The sequence below is a fragment of the Mucilaginibacter sp. GW822-FHT03E02 genome (genome assembly GCF_058801545.1).
This window is the reverse complement of the sequence record NZ_JBXANJ010000001.1, coordinates 5,661,827-5,679,173: the sequence shown is the minus strand read 5'-3', so window position 1 is coordinate 5,679,173 and position 17,347 is coordinate 5,661,827. Positions and strand designations below refer to the sequence as shown.

General features: G+C 44.8%; 11 protein-coding genes. 6 read left to right on the top strand and 5 right to left on the bottom strand.

What is annotated here, in order from left to right:
* Positions 1–10: 10 nt before the first annotated feature.
* Positions 11–2,416 carry a gliding motility-associated ABC transporter substrate-binding protein GldG gene (gene gldG / locus AC1RM2_RS23560; protein ID WP_492987581.1) on the bottom strand — a complete coding sequence of 802 codons (2,406 nt, stop codon included), beginning with the start codon at positions 2,414–2,416 and terminating at the stop codon, positions 11–13.
* Between the two features lie 322 nt (positions 2,417–2,738).
* Between gldG and AC1RM2_RS23555 the strand changes: the two genes are divergently transcribed.
* Complete coding sequence (locus AC1RM2_RS23555) at positions 2,739–3,137, top strand: response regulator (RefSeq protein ID WP_492987580.1); 399 nt, start codon at positions 2,739–2,741, stop codon at positions 3,135–3,137.
* 135 nt (positions 3,138–3,272) lie between these two features.
* On the opposite strand, the gene AC1RM2_RS23550 is transcribed toward AC1RM2_RS23555, so the two are convergent.
* From AC1RM2_RS23550 to AC1RM2_RS23540, 3 genes are all read right to left on the bottom strand, one after another.
* Complete coding sequence (locus AC1RM2_RS23550) at positions 3,273–7,427, bottom strand: hybrid sensor histidine kinase/response regulator (protein WP_492987579.1); 4,155 nt, start codon at positions 7,425–7,427, stop codon at positions 3,273–3,275.
* A gap of 317 nt (positions 7,428–7,744) precedes the next feature.
* On the bottom strand, positions 7,745–10,243 hold the full coding sequence (locus tag AC1RM2_RS23545) for a cation-translocating P-type ATPase (protein ID WP_492987578.1): 2,499 nt from the start codon (positions 10,241–10,243) through the stop codon (positions 7,745–7,747).
* Positions 10,244–10,291: 48 nt separating this feature from the next.
* Positions 10,292–11,149, bottom strand: a complete 858-nt coding sequence (locus AC1RM2_RS23540; protein WP_492987577.1) for a universal stress protein — start codon at positions 11,147–11,149, stop codon at positions 10,292–10,294.
* A gap of 537 nt (positions 11,150–11,686) precedes the next feature.
* On the opposite strand from AC1RM2_RS23540, the gene AC1RM2_RS23535 reads away from it, so the two are divergent.
* The 4 genes from AC1RM2_RS23535 to AC1RM2_RS23520 all read left to right on the top strand — a co-directional run bounded on the left by AC1RM2_RS23535 (position 11,687) and on the right by AC1RM2_RS23520 (position 16,046).
* A complete protein-coding gene (locus AC1RM2_RS23535; RefSeq protein WP_492987576.1) occupies positions 11,687–13,408 on the top strand; it encodes a M28 family peptidase in 1,722 nt (573 codons plus the stop codon).
* Between the two features lie 63 nt (positions 13,409–13,471).
* Positions 13,472–14,773, top strand: coding sequence for a 4Fe-4S dicluster domain-containing protein (locus tag AC1RM2_RS23530; protein WP_492987575.1), 1,302 nt, complete (start codon positions 13,472–13,474; stop codon positions 14,771–14,773).
* A 24-nt stretch (positions 14,774–14,797) separates the two neighbouring features.
* Positions 14,798–15,244, top strand: coding sequence for a DUF2750 domain-containing protein (locus AC1RM2_RS23525; protein WP_492987574.1), 447 nt, complete (start codon positions 14,798–14,800; stop codon positions 15,242–15,244).
* 10 nt (positions 15,245–15,254) lie between these two features.
* Positions 15,255–16,046, top strand: a complete 792-nt coding sequence (locus AC1RM2_RS23520; RefSeq protein ID WP_492987573.1) for a (Fe-S)-binding protein — start codon at positions 15,255–15,257, stop codon at positions 16,044–16,046.
* A 203-nt stretch (positions 16,047–16,249) separates the two neighbouring features.
* Here the strand turns inward: AC1RM2_RS23520 and AC1RM2_RS23515 are convergent, their stop codons facing one another.
* Positions 16,250–16,732 carry a hypothetical protein gene (locus AC1RM2_RS23515; RefSeq protein WP_492987572.1) on the bottom strand — a complete coding sequence of 161 codons (483 nt, stop codon included), beginning with the start codon at positions 16,730–16,732 and terminating at the stop codon, positions 16,250–16,252.
* Positions 16,733–16,777: 45 nt separating this feature from the next.
* Here AC1RM2_RS23515 and AC1RM2_RS23510 point away from each other — a divergent pair, with 45 nt between their 5' ends.
* Positions 16,778–17,263: an ABC transporter ATPase gene (locus tag AC1RM2_RS23510; protein ID WP_492987571.1), complete on the top strand. Its 486-nt coding sequence runs from the start codon at positions 16,778–16,780 to the stop codon at positions 17,261–17,263.
* Positions 17,264–17,347 lie beyond the last annotated feature (84 nt).

Genomic DNA, 17,347 nt, shown 5'->3' with positions numbered 1-17,347 from the left:
AATATAAAATTTAACGGGCATACTTCCGCTTGCGGATATAATGTTGAAAAATAGCACATATTAACACTAAAGCAAGCGGGCCAACCGTATTTACCAGCTGCCAGTACAATTTTTCGTTGCGGATACGGGCGCGGTTAAGCAGGCGGATCTTGATCTCTTTGGTACGCAAGGCAATAAGACCCGAATCGTCCGTCATGTAATCGGCAATGTTAAGCAGCAGGTTTTTATTGCCGTACATTTGTTTTGTATAATGGTCAAATCCTAAGGGATATGCATCGCCATCGCCGCTTATCTGGTTCTTCAGAATATCGCCATCGCTTATCACCACCATTTTGGTTGGCACGCTTTCCGGCATAATGGCTACAGCCTCGCCCAAACTATCAGGCAGCGGGCGGTTACGCCAGTCGGATACAAACTTACCTTCCAGCAATACGGCAACCGTTTTGGGCGCTCCCTGGAAATCTTTGGGGTTTGGCTCCTGCTCCAATGCCTGTAAGGATAAGATATGCGGCGCACTTACCTTTTTATTGTAGGGCGATGATGCCAGCAGGATGGTTTTCTCTACGTTTTTGGTATCCAGCAAATCAATGGTGCTGGCAAATTCACTGTGTATGGCATCCAGGTTTTTCACTATCGGGTGTTTGGAATAAGGCATAAACAGCGGGTAATATAACCAGGGGAGCATCTGGATTTGTGCCTGGCCGCCAACCTCGCCAGTACTTACCGGGATGGGCGAACAGCTCATATCGGCAATCAAATCATAATTGATGCGCACTCCGTAGCGAAACAGCTGATCATCCAGGTTGAGTTGCTTGGGGAACGACATTTGTTCGCCGCCGTGGCCGCGCAGGCTATCCAGTTCGGCGCTTACCTGGTCAATAGTCCACAGCACTTTACCGCCGCGCATAATGTATTGGTCAAGCTTAAACTTTTCCAGTTCGGTAAACTTCTGGTCGGGTTTTGGGATAACCAATAGTTTAATGTTTTGCAACGCCTTAAACGGAATGGTAGCCAGGTTTAACCTACCCACCTCAAACCCATCCGACAGCGATTTCATGGCATCGTTCAGCTGCACATCGGTCAGCTCATGATGGCCTTCGGTAAAACCAATCTGCGGTTTGCCGCCGCTTACCGCTTTTTTAATGGCCGATGTAAAAGCATACTCCAGGTTTTGGATAGAGATATTGATCTGTTCTTCATCTGACGAGCCGATGCGGGTTTGTACCAGGTTAACCACCACCTCTTTATCACCCGATTTTACAACAGCCTCGGGGAAGATTAATTTTTGCGATACGCCATCATCAGTTTTAAAGCTGATGTTTTGGCCTACCACCCCTTTAGATTCATAATCCTCATAAGCTTCTTTTTGTTTATCATCGGGCAGTTTTTTAATGGTTGATAAAAGATCGACAAATTCAAACTGGATATTGCCATGGCTATAAGCCTTTAAATCGGTTATCATATCACGGGCGGCGCCTTGCAGGCGTTTCATACCGGCAGGTAGGCCGCTGCCTTGCAGATAAACCGTAATTTTTACCGGTTTTGATAAATCGTTTATAATTTTCCTGCTGATGGGCGATATGGTGAAGCGTTTCTCGGTAGTAAAATCAAACCGGGTAAAGGCAAACTGCGCTATAATACCAATTAATATAAAAACCGATATTAAGCCAACCATAACCGTTGTATTTAGCTGCTTTTGCCGCTGCTTTATCAGTATAAACAAGGTAAGCCATATAAAAGCGCTGGCTGCCAATAAAAAGTAAATCAAATCGCGCGTATCCAGCACACCGCGGCTTACCGATTGGTAATGCTGGGTAATGCCCAGGCTTTGCAGGCCCAGATCTTGCAGGGAAAGCATCTGGCTCAGGGAATCAAACCCGCTGTAAAAAAAGAAGCACAGGAAAACCGCGATGGTAAAGGCAATGATCTGATTTTTGGTAATGGAAGATGCAAACAGACCTATAGCGGCGAACGCTGCCCCTAATAAAAACAACCCGATGTACGAACCGATAACGGCGCCGGTATCAATGTTACCTTGTGGCGTACCCAGTATGCTTACCGAGTAGTAATAAATCAGCGTAGGCAGTAGTGCAAATAGTACAATGAGCAGGCAGGCAAAGTATTTACCCAGCACAATTTCCCAGTCTTTTAACGGGCGGGTAAAAAGCAGTTCAAATGTTCCTTCTTTACGTTCTTCGGCCAGGGAGCGCATGGTGATGGCCGGTATCAGGAACATGAACAGGTAGGGTGCAGTGCTAAAAAGGCTATCGAGGCCGGCGTAGCCGTAATCTAATATGCTGGAATCAGGAAATACCCAAAGGAACAAACCCAAAACCAGTAAAAAAACGCCAATGGTAACATAGGCCACCAGCGAGCTGAGGTATGATGTTATTTCTTTTTTGAGGATGCTAAGCACTGCTGTATATAATATGCTGAAACGCCGAAATTACAACAATAATATTTAAAGTGGAAAGGTTCATTGGTTCATTGGTTCATTGGTTCATTGGTTCATTGGTTCATTGGTTCATTGGTTCATTGGTTCATTGGTTCATTGGTTCATTGGTTCATTGGTTCATTGGTTCATTGGAACGCGGGCATAGCCGGCAAATCGCTTTTTTGCTGAATGCCTTCTATCTATCTGGCAATCCCACCAGAAAAACCCAATGAACCAATGAACAAGTGAACTAATGAACGATTTGGCACTGGAATTGCATAGTAGCAACTAAACATAAAGAGAAATGTGCCGGCTTTTGATAATTGACGATAACCCGATTGAACACTTGATTTTACAGCGGATGATTGATTCCGGTAAGCTCTTTCAACATGTAACGCATAGCTCGGATGCACGGTTACAAATTGAATCGCTTAGGGAAAACAGTGGTTTTAACGACAAGCTTCCCGATTTAATATTTTTAGATCTTCATATGCCCGATTTTAACGGGTGGGAATTCCTGGCTCAATTTAAGGAGTTAATTCCCCTTTTTAAGAAAACAGTAGACGTATATATTGTATCATCATCTATCGATCCCAGGGACTTTTCGAGATCAAAAAATTATCCGTTCGTAAAATCCTTTGTTTCAAAACCTTTTAATAAACAAACTTTAAACGATACCTATTTAAGGTACTCGGCGGCATAACAACGCATCTAATTGGGTTAACATAACTTAACACATTTCAGATAAATATTTGCAAACATTTGATAGTCAGTATTTTATATTTAATCATGGTTAACACTAAACCCGATAGCACACTTCGCTGAGCCGAAACAGGATTTAATAATCCTGCGTTTTTTTCCACCACTTTTCTATTGCCGATAGTATCTCATCCACTTTTATAGGTTTGCTCAGGTAATCATCCATGCCGGCAGCAAGGCATGCTCCACGGTCTTCGGGCATGGCATTGGCTGTCATAGCCACAATAACGGGCTGATGAAGATGTTGCTGCCTGATTCGTTTGGTGGCCTCCAGCCCATCCATCTCGGGCATCTGAACGTCCATAAAAATCAGCCCATAATTTTTGCGGGTAAGCGAATCCAAAGCTGCCAGCCCATTTGGGGCCACATCAGGCGCATAACCCATTTTTGTCAGGACCCGCATGGCCAATTTCTGATTAATCAGGTTATCTTCTGCTATCAGGATATCTATAGGATATTGGCGGGCAAATTCCTCAGTGAACAGGTTTCCGCGCACATGGGGTTCGTGGGCCACATCAACCTTTTTTAACTGGCTAATAATAGCGCTATAAAGCACATGATATTTAACAGGCTTGGCTACTACAGCGTTAAAAAGACCAGGTTCTTTTTTATATTGCTCGTGACTTGCAGGCCCAAGCAAAATCAAGCGCACAGCGGGGTAGTTGGCCCGCATAAGCCCTGCCATCTGGAAGCCGTCCATTTCGGGCATGTTAAAATCGGCCAATACCAGGTCAATCTTATCATTCACAGCCAATATTTCCAGGGCTTCCCTCCCCGACCCTACCGCCGTTGCAGCAAATTCCCATTGAGCAAGTTGCGCCTGCAATACCCCGCGGCTTGCTTCATTATCATCAACAATCAATATATGTTTTCCTTGCAAGCCGGCATGGCTTTCCAAATGTTCGGCTATACCACTTTCATGCCCTTTTGCCGATTTAATATGGAAACAAAAAGTGGTACCTTTGCCGAATTCGCTTTCAACTTTAATATCACCGCCCATCAATTCAATTAGCCGTTTGCTAATGGTAAGGCCCAGCCCGCTCCCACCGTATTTGCGGGTTGTACCCGAGTCGACCTGCGAAAAAGCCTGAAAAAGTTTGTTTAATTTTTCGGCTGGAATCCCTATCCCGGTATCGCGCACGCTAAACGATAAAGCAAAATCCTGGTTGCGGCCGGGCACCATACTCACATTAATAACAATCTCGCCCCTAACGGTAAACTTAACGGCATTGCTCACCAGGTTTAGCAGTACTTGCCTCAGGCGCAGCTCATCGCCAAAAACAACAGACGGAACATCGGGTGCAATCTGGTAAAGCAACTCAAGGTTGGGTTTAAACGCACCGCCTGCAAATACATCCAAGGTACCCTCAATACAGTTCCTGAGGTCAAAATCGTTTTCATCCAGCTCCATTTTCCCCGATTCTATTTTCGAAAAATCAAGAATGTCGTTAATTACGGATAACAGCGCATCGCCACAATTTTTGATAGTTTCGGTATACTCTTCCTGCTCGGGGGTAAGCTGCGTACCAGATAAAAGCATGGCCATGCCCACTACACCGTTCATCGGAGTGCGTATCTCGTGACTCATGGTAGCCATAAAAAGGCTTTTAGCAGCGTTAGCCTGCTCGGCCTCCATGCGTGCTTTATGCTCATCAATTGTCATTTTGGCCAACAGCTCGGTACGTTCCTGTACCTGCCGCTCCAACACCAGTTGCCGTAGTTTGATAGATCTTAACCGGTACCTAAAAAGCCCGTAAATGGCAGAAGCCAAAAACATAACGGCAAGAAATTTAAACCACCATGTTAACCAAAATGGCGGTACAATGGTAATTTTAAGTGCGGTTGCCACCGGCGACCATTGCCCGGCGCTATTCTGGTACTTTATTTTAAAATAGTATTCGCCGGCGGGCAGGTTGGTGTAGGAGGCAGTATTCCTGCTCCCGACTTCACTCCACTGGATATCATAATTCTGCAGGATAAAGGCGTATTTTTTCCTGTCGGCAGAAGCAAAGTCGAGGGCAGCATATTCCATCGAGATATCAGATTGCCGGTAGGATAGGGTAATACTCCTGGTATCAGCTATATCCTGCTTCAGCGCGTTTGGATCATCAGCGCCTATTACGGTGTTTATCGGCTTATTAAAAATAAGAAACGACGTTACAAGCACCGGCGAAAATGGTGCCGGCCGGGCTATCCGTGCCGGGTAAAAAGCATTAAAGCCGTTGATACCCCCGAAAAAAATCTCGCCACTGTTTGTCCTTAAAGCCGAATGCGGTTTAAAGTCATCGCCTTGCAAGCCGTCTTCGGTAGTGTAATTTTTAAACAACCGGGCAACCGGGTTGTACATCGATATGCCGTTATTGGTACTTACCCAAAAATTACCGGCACCATCCTCTTTTATCGCATAAATAATATCGCTGGCCAGGCCATCTTTTTTGGTAAAAACCGTAAAATGCTTAGTAACCGGGTCAAACAAATTAAGGCCGCTAATAGTGCAAAGCCATAATTTACCCTTGCTATCTAAAAAAACATCCGTAACCGTGTTACCGCTCAGGCTGTTTTGGCCATCATGGTGCCTAAAATGGGTAAAAACGCCTGTTTTATTATCTAACAGATCAAGGCCGTTATCATATGTACCAATCCATAAGTTGCCGTTACGGTCTTCGCACAAATCATAAATGCGGTTACTGCTGATGCCTTGCGGGTTATGCGCATCGTACCTGAAATGTTTAAACTTACCGGTTTTACGGTCATAAAAATCAAGCCCGTCATTAAATGTCCCCAGCCAGGTGTTTTGATCTTTGGTATGTAGTATGGCGTAAATGTTATTTCCGCCTGGCCCATCCGGTTTGGCGGGGTTTGCCTTATAATTTTTGAATATGCCCGTTTTGGGATTAAATATGCTGAATCCATCGCCCCAGGTGCCAATCCATAGGTTTCCATCGGGGTGTTGGGTTGTAGTTAGCACATAATTGCCGGTAATACCGTTTTTACCGGCCGGAGGCTGTTTATAATGCCTGAAAGATCCGGTTGACCGGTTAAACAGGTCAAGACCGCCGCCATCGGTACCTACCCATATATTTTTATCACAATCTTCGAACAAGTCAAGCACAAAATTGCTCGAGAGGCTTAATGATGAAGAATTGTGATGGTAAAGTGCAAAGCTCGAAGTTGCCTTTTTATAAAGATTTATTCCGCCACCAAAAGCGCCCAGCCACATATTGCCATTTTTGTCTTTACAGATGGCATTAATGGAGATACCGTTTATACTGTTATTGTCGATATCGTCATGCTGGTAATTATAAAGATTACCGGAAGCATCCAACAAACTAAGCCCACCATGCTCGGCCCCTATCCAAATATTGCCATTATCATCCTGGCCCAGGCTATTGACCGTGTTTATTGAAGTGCTATTGCCCAGGCTATCTTTATTTTTTATATGCCTAAGGGTATGTTTTGCGGGGTTAAATACAAAAACCCCTTCGGATATAGTGCCAAGGTACAAGTTGCCGGTTCTATCTTCATAGATGCAGAAGATATGATCGCCTGAGGTGCCTGCATCAGAATCTGAATATTTAAATCTTGAAAAGTTATTACTTGCTGGCCGGTAAAGGTTTAACCCGCCAGCTGTTCCTACCCAAAGGTTGTGGTGCGAGTCGGTAAAAACTGTATATACCTTGTTATTGCTCAGGCTATTACTATCCACGTCGGAATGTGTGTAATGCCTGAACTTATTTGAATGTACGTCCAGGTAATCAAGACCACCGTTTTGGGTTGCTACCCACAAATTGCCGGCGCTATCAAAGCTTAGCCGGTTAACCACATCAGTAGCCAAACTTGCCGGGGCATGGTCATTATGCAGGTACCTGATAAAGCGTCCGGACGCCCTGTCGAACTTATTCAATCCACCTTTAGTGGCTATCCATATATTTCCGGATTTATCTTCGGCCAGGTCACTGATAACATTATTGCTTAGCGAACTGTTGTTAGCCAGGTCGAAACGGTAATTGATGAATTTATACCCATCGTACCGGTTAAGGCCATTCCCGGTGCCAATCCACATAAACCCGCGGCTATCCTGGATAATACTGCTCACGTCAACCTGCGATAACCCTTCGGCGGTGCCGATGTGCTCAAACTTCAGGCTTTGGTTTTGCGCAAAACAAACAAACGGTATACCTATAAGTAAAAAGGCGCAAATCCATAAATGAATAATCTGTTTGGCTATAAACACGAATAGTATAATTAGGTTTGTACGCTATAGTTTCGGGCAGTGCCGGATGTATTTCTACGTATTTTATTGCCACAAGTTTCATTGGGTAAAACCGGCCCTGCTTTTTCAGAAAATTAGTAAAAAATAAATTATCCCACATAAGGAATGGCCGGAGCAAGACATAATTTTTTTGACCACATAAACCGGTTCAACTATATTTTGAATATCCGGCGACTGCAAAGAAATACAACTAACCGACGCAGGTTTATTTTAAATACCGGCCGGTTTTCTATATTGCATTTGTAATGATGAGTTGGGGGTAGGTTTAATTACCTGGTTTAGTTTGCGCGCCGCTTCCTCCACTTTATAATTTCGTACCAGGCAACAGATAAAAATCCGGTAGCAAAAGCAAACGCCAATTGAAATAAACTTAACGATGCAAACCCGAAGAAAAGGGATAAAGGTTTTATGTAAAGCAATAAACCAGTGATAATTATGGTTGTGCCGATTATCAGCAACACCAAATTATTTTTATACTTTATAGTTGTAAAAAGCGAATAATAAAAAGAACGGTTTACCAGCGTGAGTAATATATTGGCAGCTATAAGGCAGGTAAAAACCATGGTTCGGGTTTGCGGCTCATTTAACCCGGCTTTTACAGCCCATTGATAGGTAGCTAAAGTTCCGGCGGTTATTATTAGCCCCTGCACAACGCTGGTGGCCAACTCCTTCCAATTAAAGAAAGTAGTAGTAAACGGCCGGGGTTTCTGCAGCATGGTGTTTTTTTCCATAGGTTCATTTTCGTAGATGATTGAACAGGTAGGCCCCATAATCAGTTCTAAAAAAATAATATGGACAGGCGAAAATATGTTAGGATATATCCAGCCGAGCGCCAGGGGGACAAACACTGTTAGTATAATGGGTATGTGGATAGAGATGATATACTGTATTGCTTTTTTAAGGTTAGTGTAAATCCTGCGGCCCATAGCCACAGCATCTGTCATTTTTGATAAATCATCTTCCAGCAATATAAGCGACGCGGCCTGCCTGGCAATTTCAGTTCCCTTTTTGCCCATGGCTATGCCAATGTGCGCGGCTTTAAGTGCAGGGCCATCGTTTACGCCATCTCCTGTCATCGCTACTATCTCGCGCTGCGATTTTAATGCGTTAATAATCCTGAGTTTTGCCTCCGGGTACATCCGGGTAAAAATGTTTAGCTTTTGAACAGTATGCCCAAGCTGCTCGCTATCCAGGTCCATCAGTTCGTCGCCGCTGATGCATTTATCTGCACCTTTAAAATCTATTTGCCGGGCAATGGCTGCAGTGGTGGCGGCATTATCTCCGGTTACAATCTTCACCGTTATACCTGCTTTATAAAAGGTTTCAAGTACCGCTTTTATATTTTTTTTAGGCGGATCATAAAAAGCCACCAAACCTTTAAACCCAAATTCAAACTCCTGTTGCGTAGCAGGAAAATCGTTTCCGGCAAAATGGGCCTCTGCCACAGCCAGGATACGATAACCTTCGGATGCAAGCGTGTTAATAGTAGTTTGTAACAGCTGTATTTGGGTTTCAGCCAGGCCGGCTATCTTCATTATCGCCTCGGGCGCACCTTTGGCTGCTATAATCCGTTCCTTATTGTCGTTTTCAAACAAATGCGTCATCATGGGCGGCTTGCCACCCAGCGGATATTCATGAACCATTTTATATTGGGGCCTTTCATCGGCTGCGGTGTTTTTTGCATACGCCTCATGTAAGGCAATTTCCATCGGATCAAAGGGAACAGGCTCGCTGGCCCACATCGCCAGCCTGATGAGCTCCCGTTCGGCTTCATCGTACGCGCCCCCTGCATCACTAACCTTGCCCGATTTGAGTGCGAAAACTTTAGCCAGGCTCATTTTATTTTCGGTAATGGTACCGGTTTTATCGGTACATATAACAGATGCGCTGCCCAACGTTTCAACAGTTTTCATTTGTTTAACTACTATGCCCATTTTCATCAGCCGCCAGGCACCTAAGGCCATAAACGAGGTAAAGGCGACAGGTATCTCTTCGGGCAGGATGCTCATAGCCAGGGTAAGCGCCTTAATCAGGCTATCAGTAAGGTTGCGTGAATGTGTGTAGTTAATGGCCCATACTATAACGAAAACAATGGCGCCTGCAATCACCATTTTTTTTACAAAATTATTAATCTGAATTTCGAGCGGGGTCTTCTCTTCATTAATTGCTTCCAGGCTTTTGCCAATAGCGCCAAGGCGGGTTTTATTACCAATAGCAGTTACCCTTGCTATGGCCAGCCCACCAGCCACCGTAGTACCTCGCAAAATTGTATTATCTGTCGACGATTTATCTTTATAAACCGGCAGCGATTCGCCGGTAAGGATGCTTTCATTTACCGAAAAATCATTTGATTGTATAATTATGCCATCAGCCGATACTGCGGTACCCTCTTCAACAATCAAACAATCGCCAATAACCAGGTCTTCGCTTTTTATTTCTACTATAACACCGTCTCTTATCACCTTACAGGTTGGCTGCGAGAAATCTTTAAGCTTATCAAGGGCATTCCTGCTCCGCGAATCCTGGTATAACGAAATGCCCGATACCAATATAACTGCCGATGCCAGGAAAAAGCCGTCGCCATTTTTACCGCTGATAAAATAAATAGCCGCCGTAACCAATAATAAAATAACCATTGGCTCCTTTGCAATACTTTTTAGGGCATCAATAAAACCGTTTTCTTTTTTATAGGTAAGGCTGTTGGCGCCATACCGCTGCCTGGCCTCTGTAACTTCTTTATTGCTTAGTCCTTTTATATCCAGGTTATTTAATGTCATTTGGGGCTTTTGAATCGGCTTTGGTAAAACAATCGTCAAACAAACTACTTATTGAATGTCTGCGGGAATAACCATCAGTGGGATATGATGGTGGCCAAGCGCTTTCTCGGTGGTAGATTTCTTAAAAATACTTGAAAGCAACCCATGCTCGTAATGAACCAGCGCCAGCATATCCGATCCGTTCTCTTTACAAAGGTGGTTCAACCTGTCAATTACATCTTTCCCGCGTATCTGTTTATAAACTATGCCCGAATCTTCAAGCTTTTTGATGTGCCTTAGCAAAGCTTTTTCCTTATCAGGATCCTCATATTTTTCAAATACTGATACATGTACAATTTCCAACTCAAAATTCAGCGTCTTACTCAGTTTAGTGAGGTAGGTAACGGCATACTTATCAAATGGTTCAAATGCAGTTGCCAACGTGATCTTCTTCAGCTTTTCCAACGTAACCTTTGGGGGAATAATTATAACCGGGCATGATGCATGGTCAATCACATCCATGGTATCGCTACCAAAAAAAAGATGATTAACCGGGCTGTTTAAACTGCCGCCCATTACTATAAATGATACTTTTTTTTCATTAATAATTGCCGCCAGGTTATTTCCCAGCGAGCCTTCGCCACATTGCGAATGGATTTCGGGTTTAAATTCGTCCTTAGCATTGCCGTTGTCCAAATGGCTCAATTGCCTGCCCAACTGATGAAGCGCGGAGGTACTGTCCCCTTTCCGAAAAACAAGCTCATCAACCGCTAAAGGCCCACCTGCATAAACAGGTATTACCGGATGGTTATAGTAGGAATTAAAAATAATTATGTCGCTGTGCATTTTCGCGGCAAGCAGCGGGGCTGCTTTGGCTGCGTGGTTTGCATTTTCAGAAAAATCGGTAAGCACAAGGATGGTGTTCATATCGCCTGGATTATTAGGTAAAAGTAACCTTAAATAAAAGCGTAACTTGTAATGCAGGTCATTAACAAATCTGATTTCCATCACTTTATGAATGCAATGAAAAGACCTGGGATGAGATTTATATTGAGGTTGTTTTTTTCGCGCTAAAGCACAAAAAACAATCAAATCGCTTAGTTTCTCAGCGCCTTGCGGGTTGTAAAATCCGGGAACTCTGAAGGAAAAATGGTGTACAGCGCATGTCGGCGAGTCGACTCACCCCGACGAGGCTCCGCCCGTCTGCCCCTCTCTCCGACTGCGTCGCATAGAGGGGCGAAAAAATTATTTTTCTTTCCTCAACCCTCTTTGCGGCGTAAGCCGGAGAGAGGGTCGGCCAGCGCAGCGTAGCCGGGGTGAGTCGTGACCAGCGTTCAAATCAAATGTGCGTGTGAACCAGATTCGATTGCATGCGGGAGACGCATGTGATGCGTCTCTACAAAAAACATTTCCGCAAACCTCCACCTATTTTGCGTTATACCCGCCAATCGCTAACTTGCCCTTATGATTAAACCGTTACTAATAACGTTGCTTGCACTATCTGCCGGGGTGGCAACCGCTCAAAGTTCAAGTACAATTGATAGTTATTATCCCCTTTTGCGAAATACATTTATTGAGGCTAATGCTTATAAAACGGTAGCATTTGTTGAAAAACGCTGGAGAATTCCCGGTAATTCGGGCTTTAACGAAAGCATATACGAAGTTGAAAAAACGTTGCAGCAGGCCGGATATAAAAAAGAGGTAAAAGGCGAGGCCGATGGCCCGTTAACCTACCGCATTGAAACCCGCGAAATGCACCGCCCCACCTGGGAACCGGTTAACGCGGTTGTAACCATTGAGGGCGACGCAATGCCCTTGCTTACGTTTGCTACCAACCGCAACATGCTGGCTATTTATTCGGCAAGTACCCCGCCGGGGCGAGTTAACGCCGATGTGCTTTTTGTTGATGAAGCCGGCCTGAAAAACCTCGACGGCAAGGATTTAAAAGGCAAAATTGTTTTTGCCGAAACTAATGTGGGCAGATTTTATACAGCGGCTGTTAAAAACGGCGCGCTTGGTGCAATGGGTTATAGCATGCCGGCCTACACTCAGCCCGAAAAAAATGTAAATTCTATCCAGTTTGGCGGCATCAGGTACCAGGATTCCTTGAGCCAGAAATTTGGGATCCTGCTTTCGTATGCTGCTAAAGAAAGGCTCAAAGCGGCTTTGCAAAAAGGGCCGGTTAAGGTTCACGTTGAGGTGGAATCAAAAATATATCCCTCAAAAGAGCTTACCATTGTGGCTAATGCCCGGGGTACAGCCAAACCCGACGAACGTTTTGTGTTTAGCGCGCACGTACAGGAGCCGGGCGCCAATGACAACGCTACCGGAGTAGGTACACTTGCCGAAATGGCAAGGGTGACCGCAACACTCATCAACCAGAAAAAATTCAGCCCTAAGCGCACCATCACGTTTTTATGGGGCGATGAAATTGTATCAACAGGCAGGTATATTACGGAAGATACCCTGCGGGCCAAAGGCATTAAATGGGGATTAAGCCTGGATATGGTGGGCGAAGATGTAAGCAAAACAGGCGGCAGTTTCCTGATTGAAAAAATGCCCGACCCATCGGCTATCTGGACCCGCGGTAAGGATAAACATACGGAATGGGGCGGCCGGGCCCTGCAGGAATCGGATTTGTTTCCGCATTATTTTAATGACTTAACACTTAACCGCTGTATGCAGCAAGGCAGGGATAATGGCTGGGTGGTAAAAAGCAACCCTTTTGAAGGCGGCAGCGACCACACCCCATTTTTGCAGGCCAAAATTCCCGGTTTATTGATGTGGCATTTCACCGATGTATTTTACCATACCGATGCCGACCGGTTAAATATGGTTTCGGCACAGGAAATGAAAAATGTGGGTGTAAGCGCCTTGGCTACAGCTTACACACTAACCGCGGCAGATGAACCAACTACGTTAACGCTAATTGGCGAGCTGCAAAAAAACGCGACCGACAGGCTAAATGACGAGTACGCTTTAAGCGCGCAGGCCATTAAAGACGGATTACCGGCCGATGCCGAAAAACATAAAATTGATGTATGGGCAAAATGGTATACCGATGCTTTGACCAAAATGACAGATATTAACGTTGATGGCAGCACGGCGCCAATAAATACCAGGATAGCAAACGCAAAGCAGGCCGTGATGGATTTAAATTTAAAAATTAACGCTGATCTTAAATAAAAAGTAACATTTTGCCGTTTCAACAATTCAGCTAACTTTGAATAAAAATACTATGCACGCATAATGATTGCACAGGCTATATTTATCATCATTTTAGGAGCCGCCGTTTACCTGTTTGCCAAAAACGCAGGCAAAATAAGGCGCAACATATTATTGGGTAAGGATGTTGACCGCAGCGATGAGCCGGCTACGCGATGGAAAATAATGGCCAAAGTAGCGCTTGGACAAACCAAAATGGTTAAGCGCCCGGTAGCGGCCATAATGCATCTTTTTATCTATGTAGGCTTCGTGATTATTAACCTGGAAGTGCTGGAGATTATGATAGACGGCATTTTTGGTTCGCACCGTATTTTTTCGGCCCCGCTGGGTGGTTTGTATAATCTGCTGATAGGCGGTTTTGAGGTACTGGCGGTGTTGGTACTTGTTGCCTGTGTTGTTTTTCTGAGCAGGCGTAACATTGTGCACCTGAAGCGCTTTTCGGGCACCGAGATGACCCAATGGCCAAAATCGGACGCCAACTACATCCTTTGTATTGAAATATTGCTGATGACCGCGTTTTTAACCATGAACGCGGCCGACTATAAACTACAGCTATTGCATTTTGAACATTATGTAAAAGCCGGCAGTTTCCCGGTGAGCTCGCTTATAGCGCCAATATTGCCCGATAGCGCAGCTTCATTGGCGATGCTGGAACGAGGCTGCTGGTGGTTTCACATCGTCGGGATCCTTGCGTTTTTAAATTACCTGCCCTACTCCAAGCATTTTCATATCCTGCTGGCTTTCCCCAATGTGTATTATTCAAACCTGAACACCAAAGGAAAGTTTACCAATATGGCATCGGTTACCAACGAGGTTAAGGCCATGTTGGATCCTTCTTTCGTTCCGGAAAATACCGGCGAGCCTGCCCGTTTTGGTGTAAAAGATGTAACCGACCTTACCTGGAAAAACCTGATGGAGGCCTATACCTGTACCGAGTGCGGCAGGTGTACCTCAGTATGCCCGGCAAATATCACCGGAAAACTACTATCGCCACGTAAAATTATGATGGATACCCGCGACAGGCTTACCGAAGTGGGCAACAACCTGGATAAGCACGGCAAGGATCATGACGATGGTAAATCGCTGCTGGATAATTATATCACCCGCGAAGAGCTTTGGGCCTGTACCACCTGCAATGCCTGTGCCGAGGCCTGCCCGGTAAATATCAACCCACTGGAGATAATTGTCGAAATGCGCCGCTACGTGGTGATGGAAGAATCACAGGCGCCAGCAAGCCTGAACAACATGTTTAGCAATGTAGAAAATAACGGAGCCCCCTGGAAGTACAGCCAGGCCGACAGGTTGAACTGGGCAAACAACGATTAATTACAGGCTTTATTAAATACAGATATGCTGCAGGATACCGCAACCATCGAACTGAAATATAATTTATTTATTGAACGGGCAGCCGCAGCCAAATCGGTATGGGGATTGAAAAGTAAAACAGGCTGGGCCAATTCACACTCAAGCGAGGATGAAGAAGTGAGCGTGATTCCATTTTGGTCGGACAGGGCCGCTGCCAAAGCCTGTGCACGTGATGACTGGAAAGGCTACCTGCCGGTTGAAATTCTGATAGCCGAATTTTTAGAAAGCTGGTGTGTGGAAATGGCCGAAAACGACGTGCTGGCCGGTATTAACTGGGACGCTAAACTGTTTGGGAAAGAAACCCTCGCTTTAAATGTGGCACTCGATATTCTTAACCAGTTAAGCACCAACAATACGGCCATTGTATTTAAAAACTACAGCGGCGTAGATGACTTTATAGCCAATATAAACGAGTTGCCCGACGACTTATAATCCGGATTTTATGACAAACTTCAAAATACCCACTATGGCCCAAATGGCCGCCGACGGCATTGAACCCGAAATATTGTTCTGGGTTGGCTGTGCAGGTAGTTTTGACGAGCGGGCGCAAAAAATAACCCGCGATATATGTAAAATACTGCATCATGTAGGCATGAGCTATGCTGTTTTGGGTACCGAAGAAAGCTGCACCGGCGACCCGGCCAAACGGGCCGGTAACGAGTTTCTGTTCCAGATGCAGGCCATGACCAATATTGAAGTGCTTAATGCTTATAATATTAAAAAAATAGTAACCGGCTGCCCGCACTGTTTTAACACCATCAGGAACGAATATCCGGGTTTGGGTGGCAATTATGATGTAATACACCATAGCCAGCTGATACAACAACTAATTGATGAAGGTAAGCTGAAAGCCGAGGGAGGCGAAAGCTTTAAAGGTAAAAAAATCACCTTTCATGACCCCTGTTACTTAGGCCGGGCAAATAACGTTTATGAAGCCCCGCGGGCCGCGCTGGAGATACTGGACGCCGAGCTGGTTGAAATGAAACGCTGCAAAAGCAATGGCTTATGCTGCGGCGCAGGCGGCGGGCAAATGTTTAAAGAACCCGAACCAGGTAAAAAAGATATCAATCTTGAACGCATGCAGGATGTAATAGAAGCAAAAGCAAATATTGTAGCAGCGGGTTGCCCATTTTGTATGACCATGCTTACCGATGGTGTTAAGCTACAGGATAAACAGGACGAGATACAGGTGTTGGATATTGCCGAAATAACGGTAAGGGCAAATGGGTTATAAATAACTTGAATGTTCGAAACATTACAAAGGAGCGGGGGATTGTGCGATTCCTTCCTTGGGGAAGGAGGAGGTAGGGGTTTAACCCGGCAGACAAGCCGCTTTGCAACTCATCGCTCGTATAAACCCCTCCCCGCCTTTACGCTCATTTCCAACCGCACCCCTCCCAAGGGAGGGAATTAAAAAAACTTTCGGACACTCAAAGCTTATAAGCTCTTCGCTTTAAAGTAATTCAACGCTATTTTCAAACTGTCCAGTCTTGCCTGGCTCATGTGTTTTACAGGCAGTTCAATGGCGGTAGCCATCGAGTCGAGATCGCCTTTAGGGTCTTCGTAAGTTTGTACAATAATATCGTCGGTTAGGGTGCTTAGCTTAAGGGTTCCTGTGGTATCGCTGCCCAGGTATTCCACGTTGTTGAGGCGGTGTAAATTAAACGAAAAATACTCTTGCCTGTCGTGTTGATAAGTTTTCCTTAAACGCAAAAAATAATCGTTGGTAAGTATTAATTCCCACTTTTTCAGCGTGATATCCGGCGGCGGGTTAAATGACTCTGTAAGGCATTTATTGCTCCAGGTAAGCCATTCCTGGTCGCCCATACCCGGTTTAAAACCGTAAATAAAGCAACTGGAGGCCAAAATTGCTATAATTACCGCAGCTTTTTTTATTAACGACGAGATTGATGTTTTCATGACAACAAAATGTTACCCTAAGTTAATAAATTGATATTTTTGCAAATGGAATTTTCTCAACACTCAAGAGTTTGGATCTACCAGGCCGACAAAAAATTAACCGACGAAGTGGTGCAACAAATCCAGCAGGAACTGGATAAATTCACCACCGGATGGACAGCGCACAACAACCAGTTAAAGGCCAAAGGTGAGGTGCGTTATAACCGTTTTTTGATACTGATTGTTGACGAAAGCCAGGCAGGCGCCAGCGGCTGCTCTATTGATAAATCGGTACACTTCATGCAGAATATCGGGCAACATTTTAATATCAACCTATTCGACAGGTTTAACCTGGCCTACCGCGATGGCGAGGAAATTTTGTCCCTCCCCCGCCATGCTTTTGAGGATATGCTGAAACAAGGCAAAATAAATACCGAAACCATTGTATACAACAACATGGTACAAAACCTTACCGAACTGGAAACCAAATGGGAAGTGCCGTTTAAAAACAGCTGGCATATCCAGTTGTTCAGGGATTTGGTTAATGGTTGATAATGATGAAAACTGTAGTGTTGTGTTGCGCAACAAGTGAGACAGTAAAAAAAGTTAATTTTCTCATAATTAACATCTTGCGAA

Excerpts from the sequence above, each read along its gene's own strand:
- AC1RM2_RS23540 (WP_492987577.1), bottom strand. The coding sequence starts at position 11,149 with ATGAACACCATCCTTGTGCTTACCGATTTTTCTGAAAATGCAAACCAC.
- AC1RM2_RS23530 (WP_492987575.1), top strand. The coding sequence starts at position 13,472 with ATGATTGCACAGGCTATATTTATCATCATTTTAGGAGCCGCCGTTTAC.
- AC1RM2_RS23545 (WP_492987578.1), bottom strand. The coding sequence starts at position 10,243 with ATGACATTAAATAACCTGGATATAAAAGGACTAAGCAATAAAGAAGTT.
- AC1RM2_RS23535 (WP_492987576.1), top strand. The coding sequence starts at position 11,687 with ATGATTAAACCGTTACTAATAACGTTGCTTGCACTATCTGCCGGGGTG.
- AC1RM2_RS23510 (WP_492987571.1), top strand. The coding sequence starts at position 16,778 with ATGGAATTTTCTCAACACTCAAGAGTTTGGATCTACCAGGCCGACAAA.
- AC1RM2_RS23525 (WP_492987574.1), top strand. The coding sequence starts at position 14,798 with ATGCTGCAGGATACCGCAACCATCGAACTGAAATATAATTTATTTATT.
- AC1RM2_RS23515 (WP_492987572.1), bottom strand. The coding sequence starts at position 16,732 with ATGAAAACATCAATCTCGTCGTTAATAAAAAAAGCTGCGGTAATTATA.
- AC1RM2_RS23520 (WP_492987573.1), top strand. The coding sequence starts at position 15,255 with ATGACAAACTTCAAAATACCCACTATGGCCCAAATGGCCGCCGACGGC.
- AC1RM2_RS23555 (WP_492987580.1), top strand. The coding sequence starts at position 2,739 with ATGTGCCGGCTTTTGATAATTGACGATAACCCGATTGAACACTTGATT.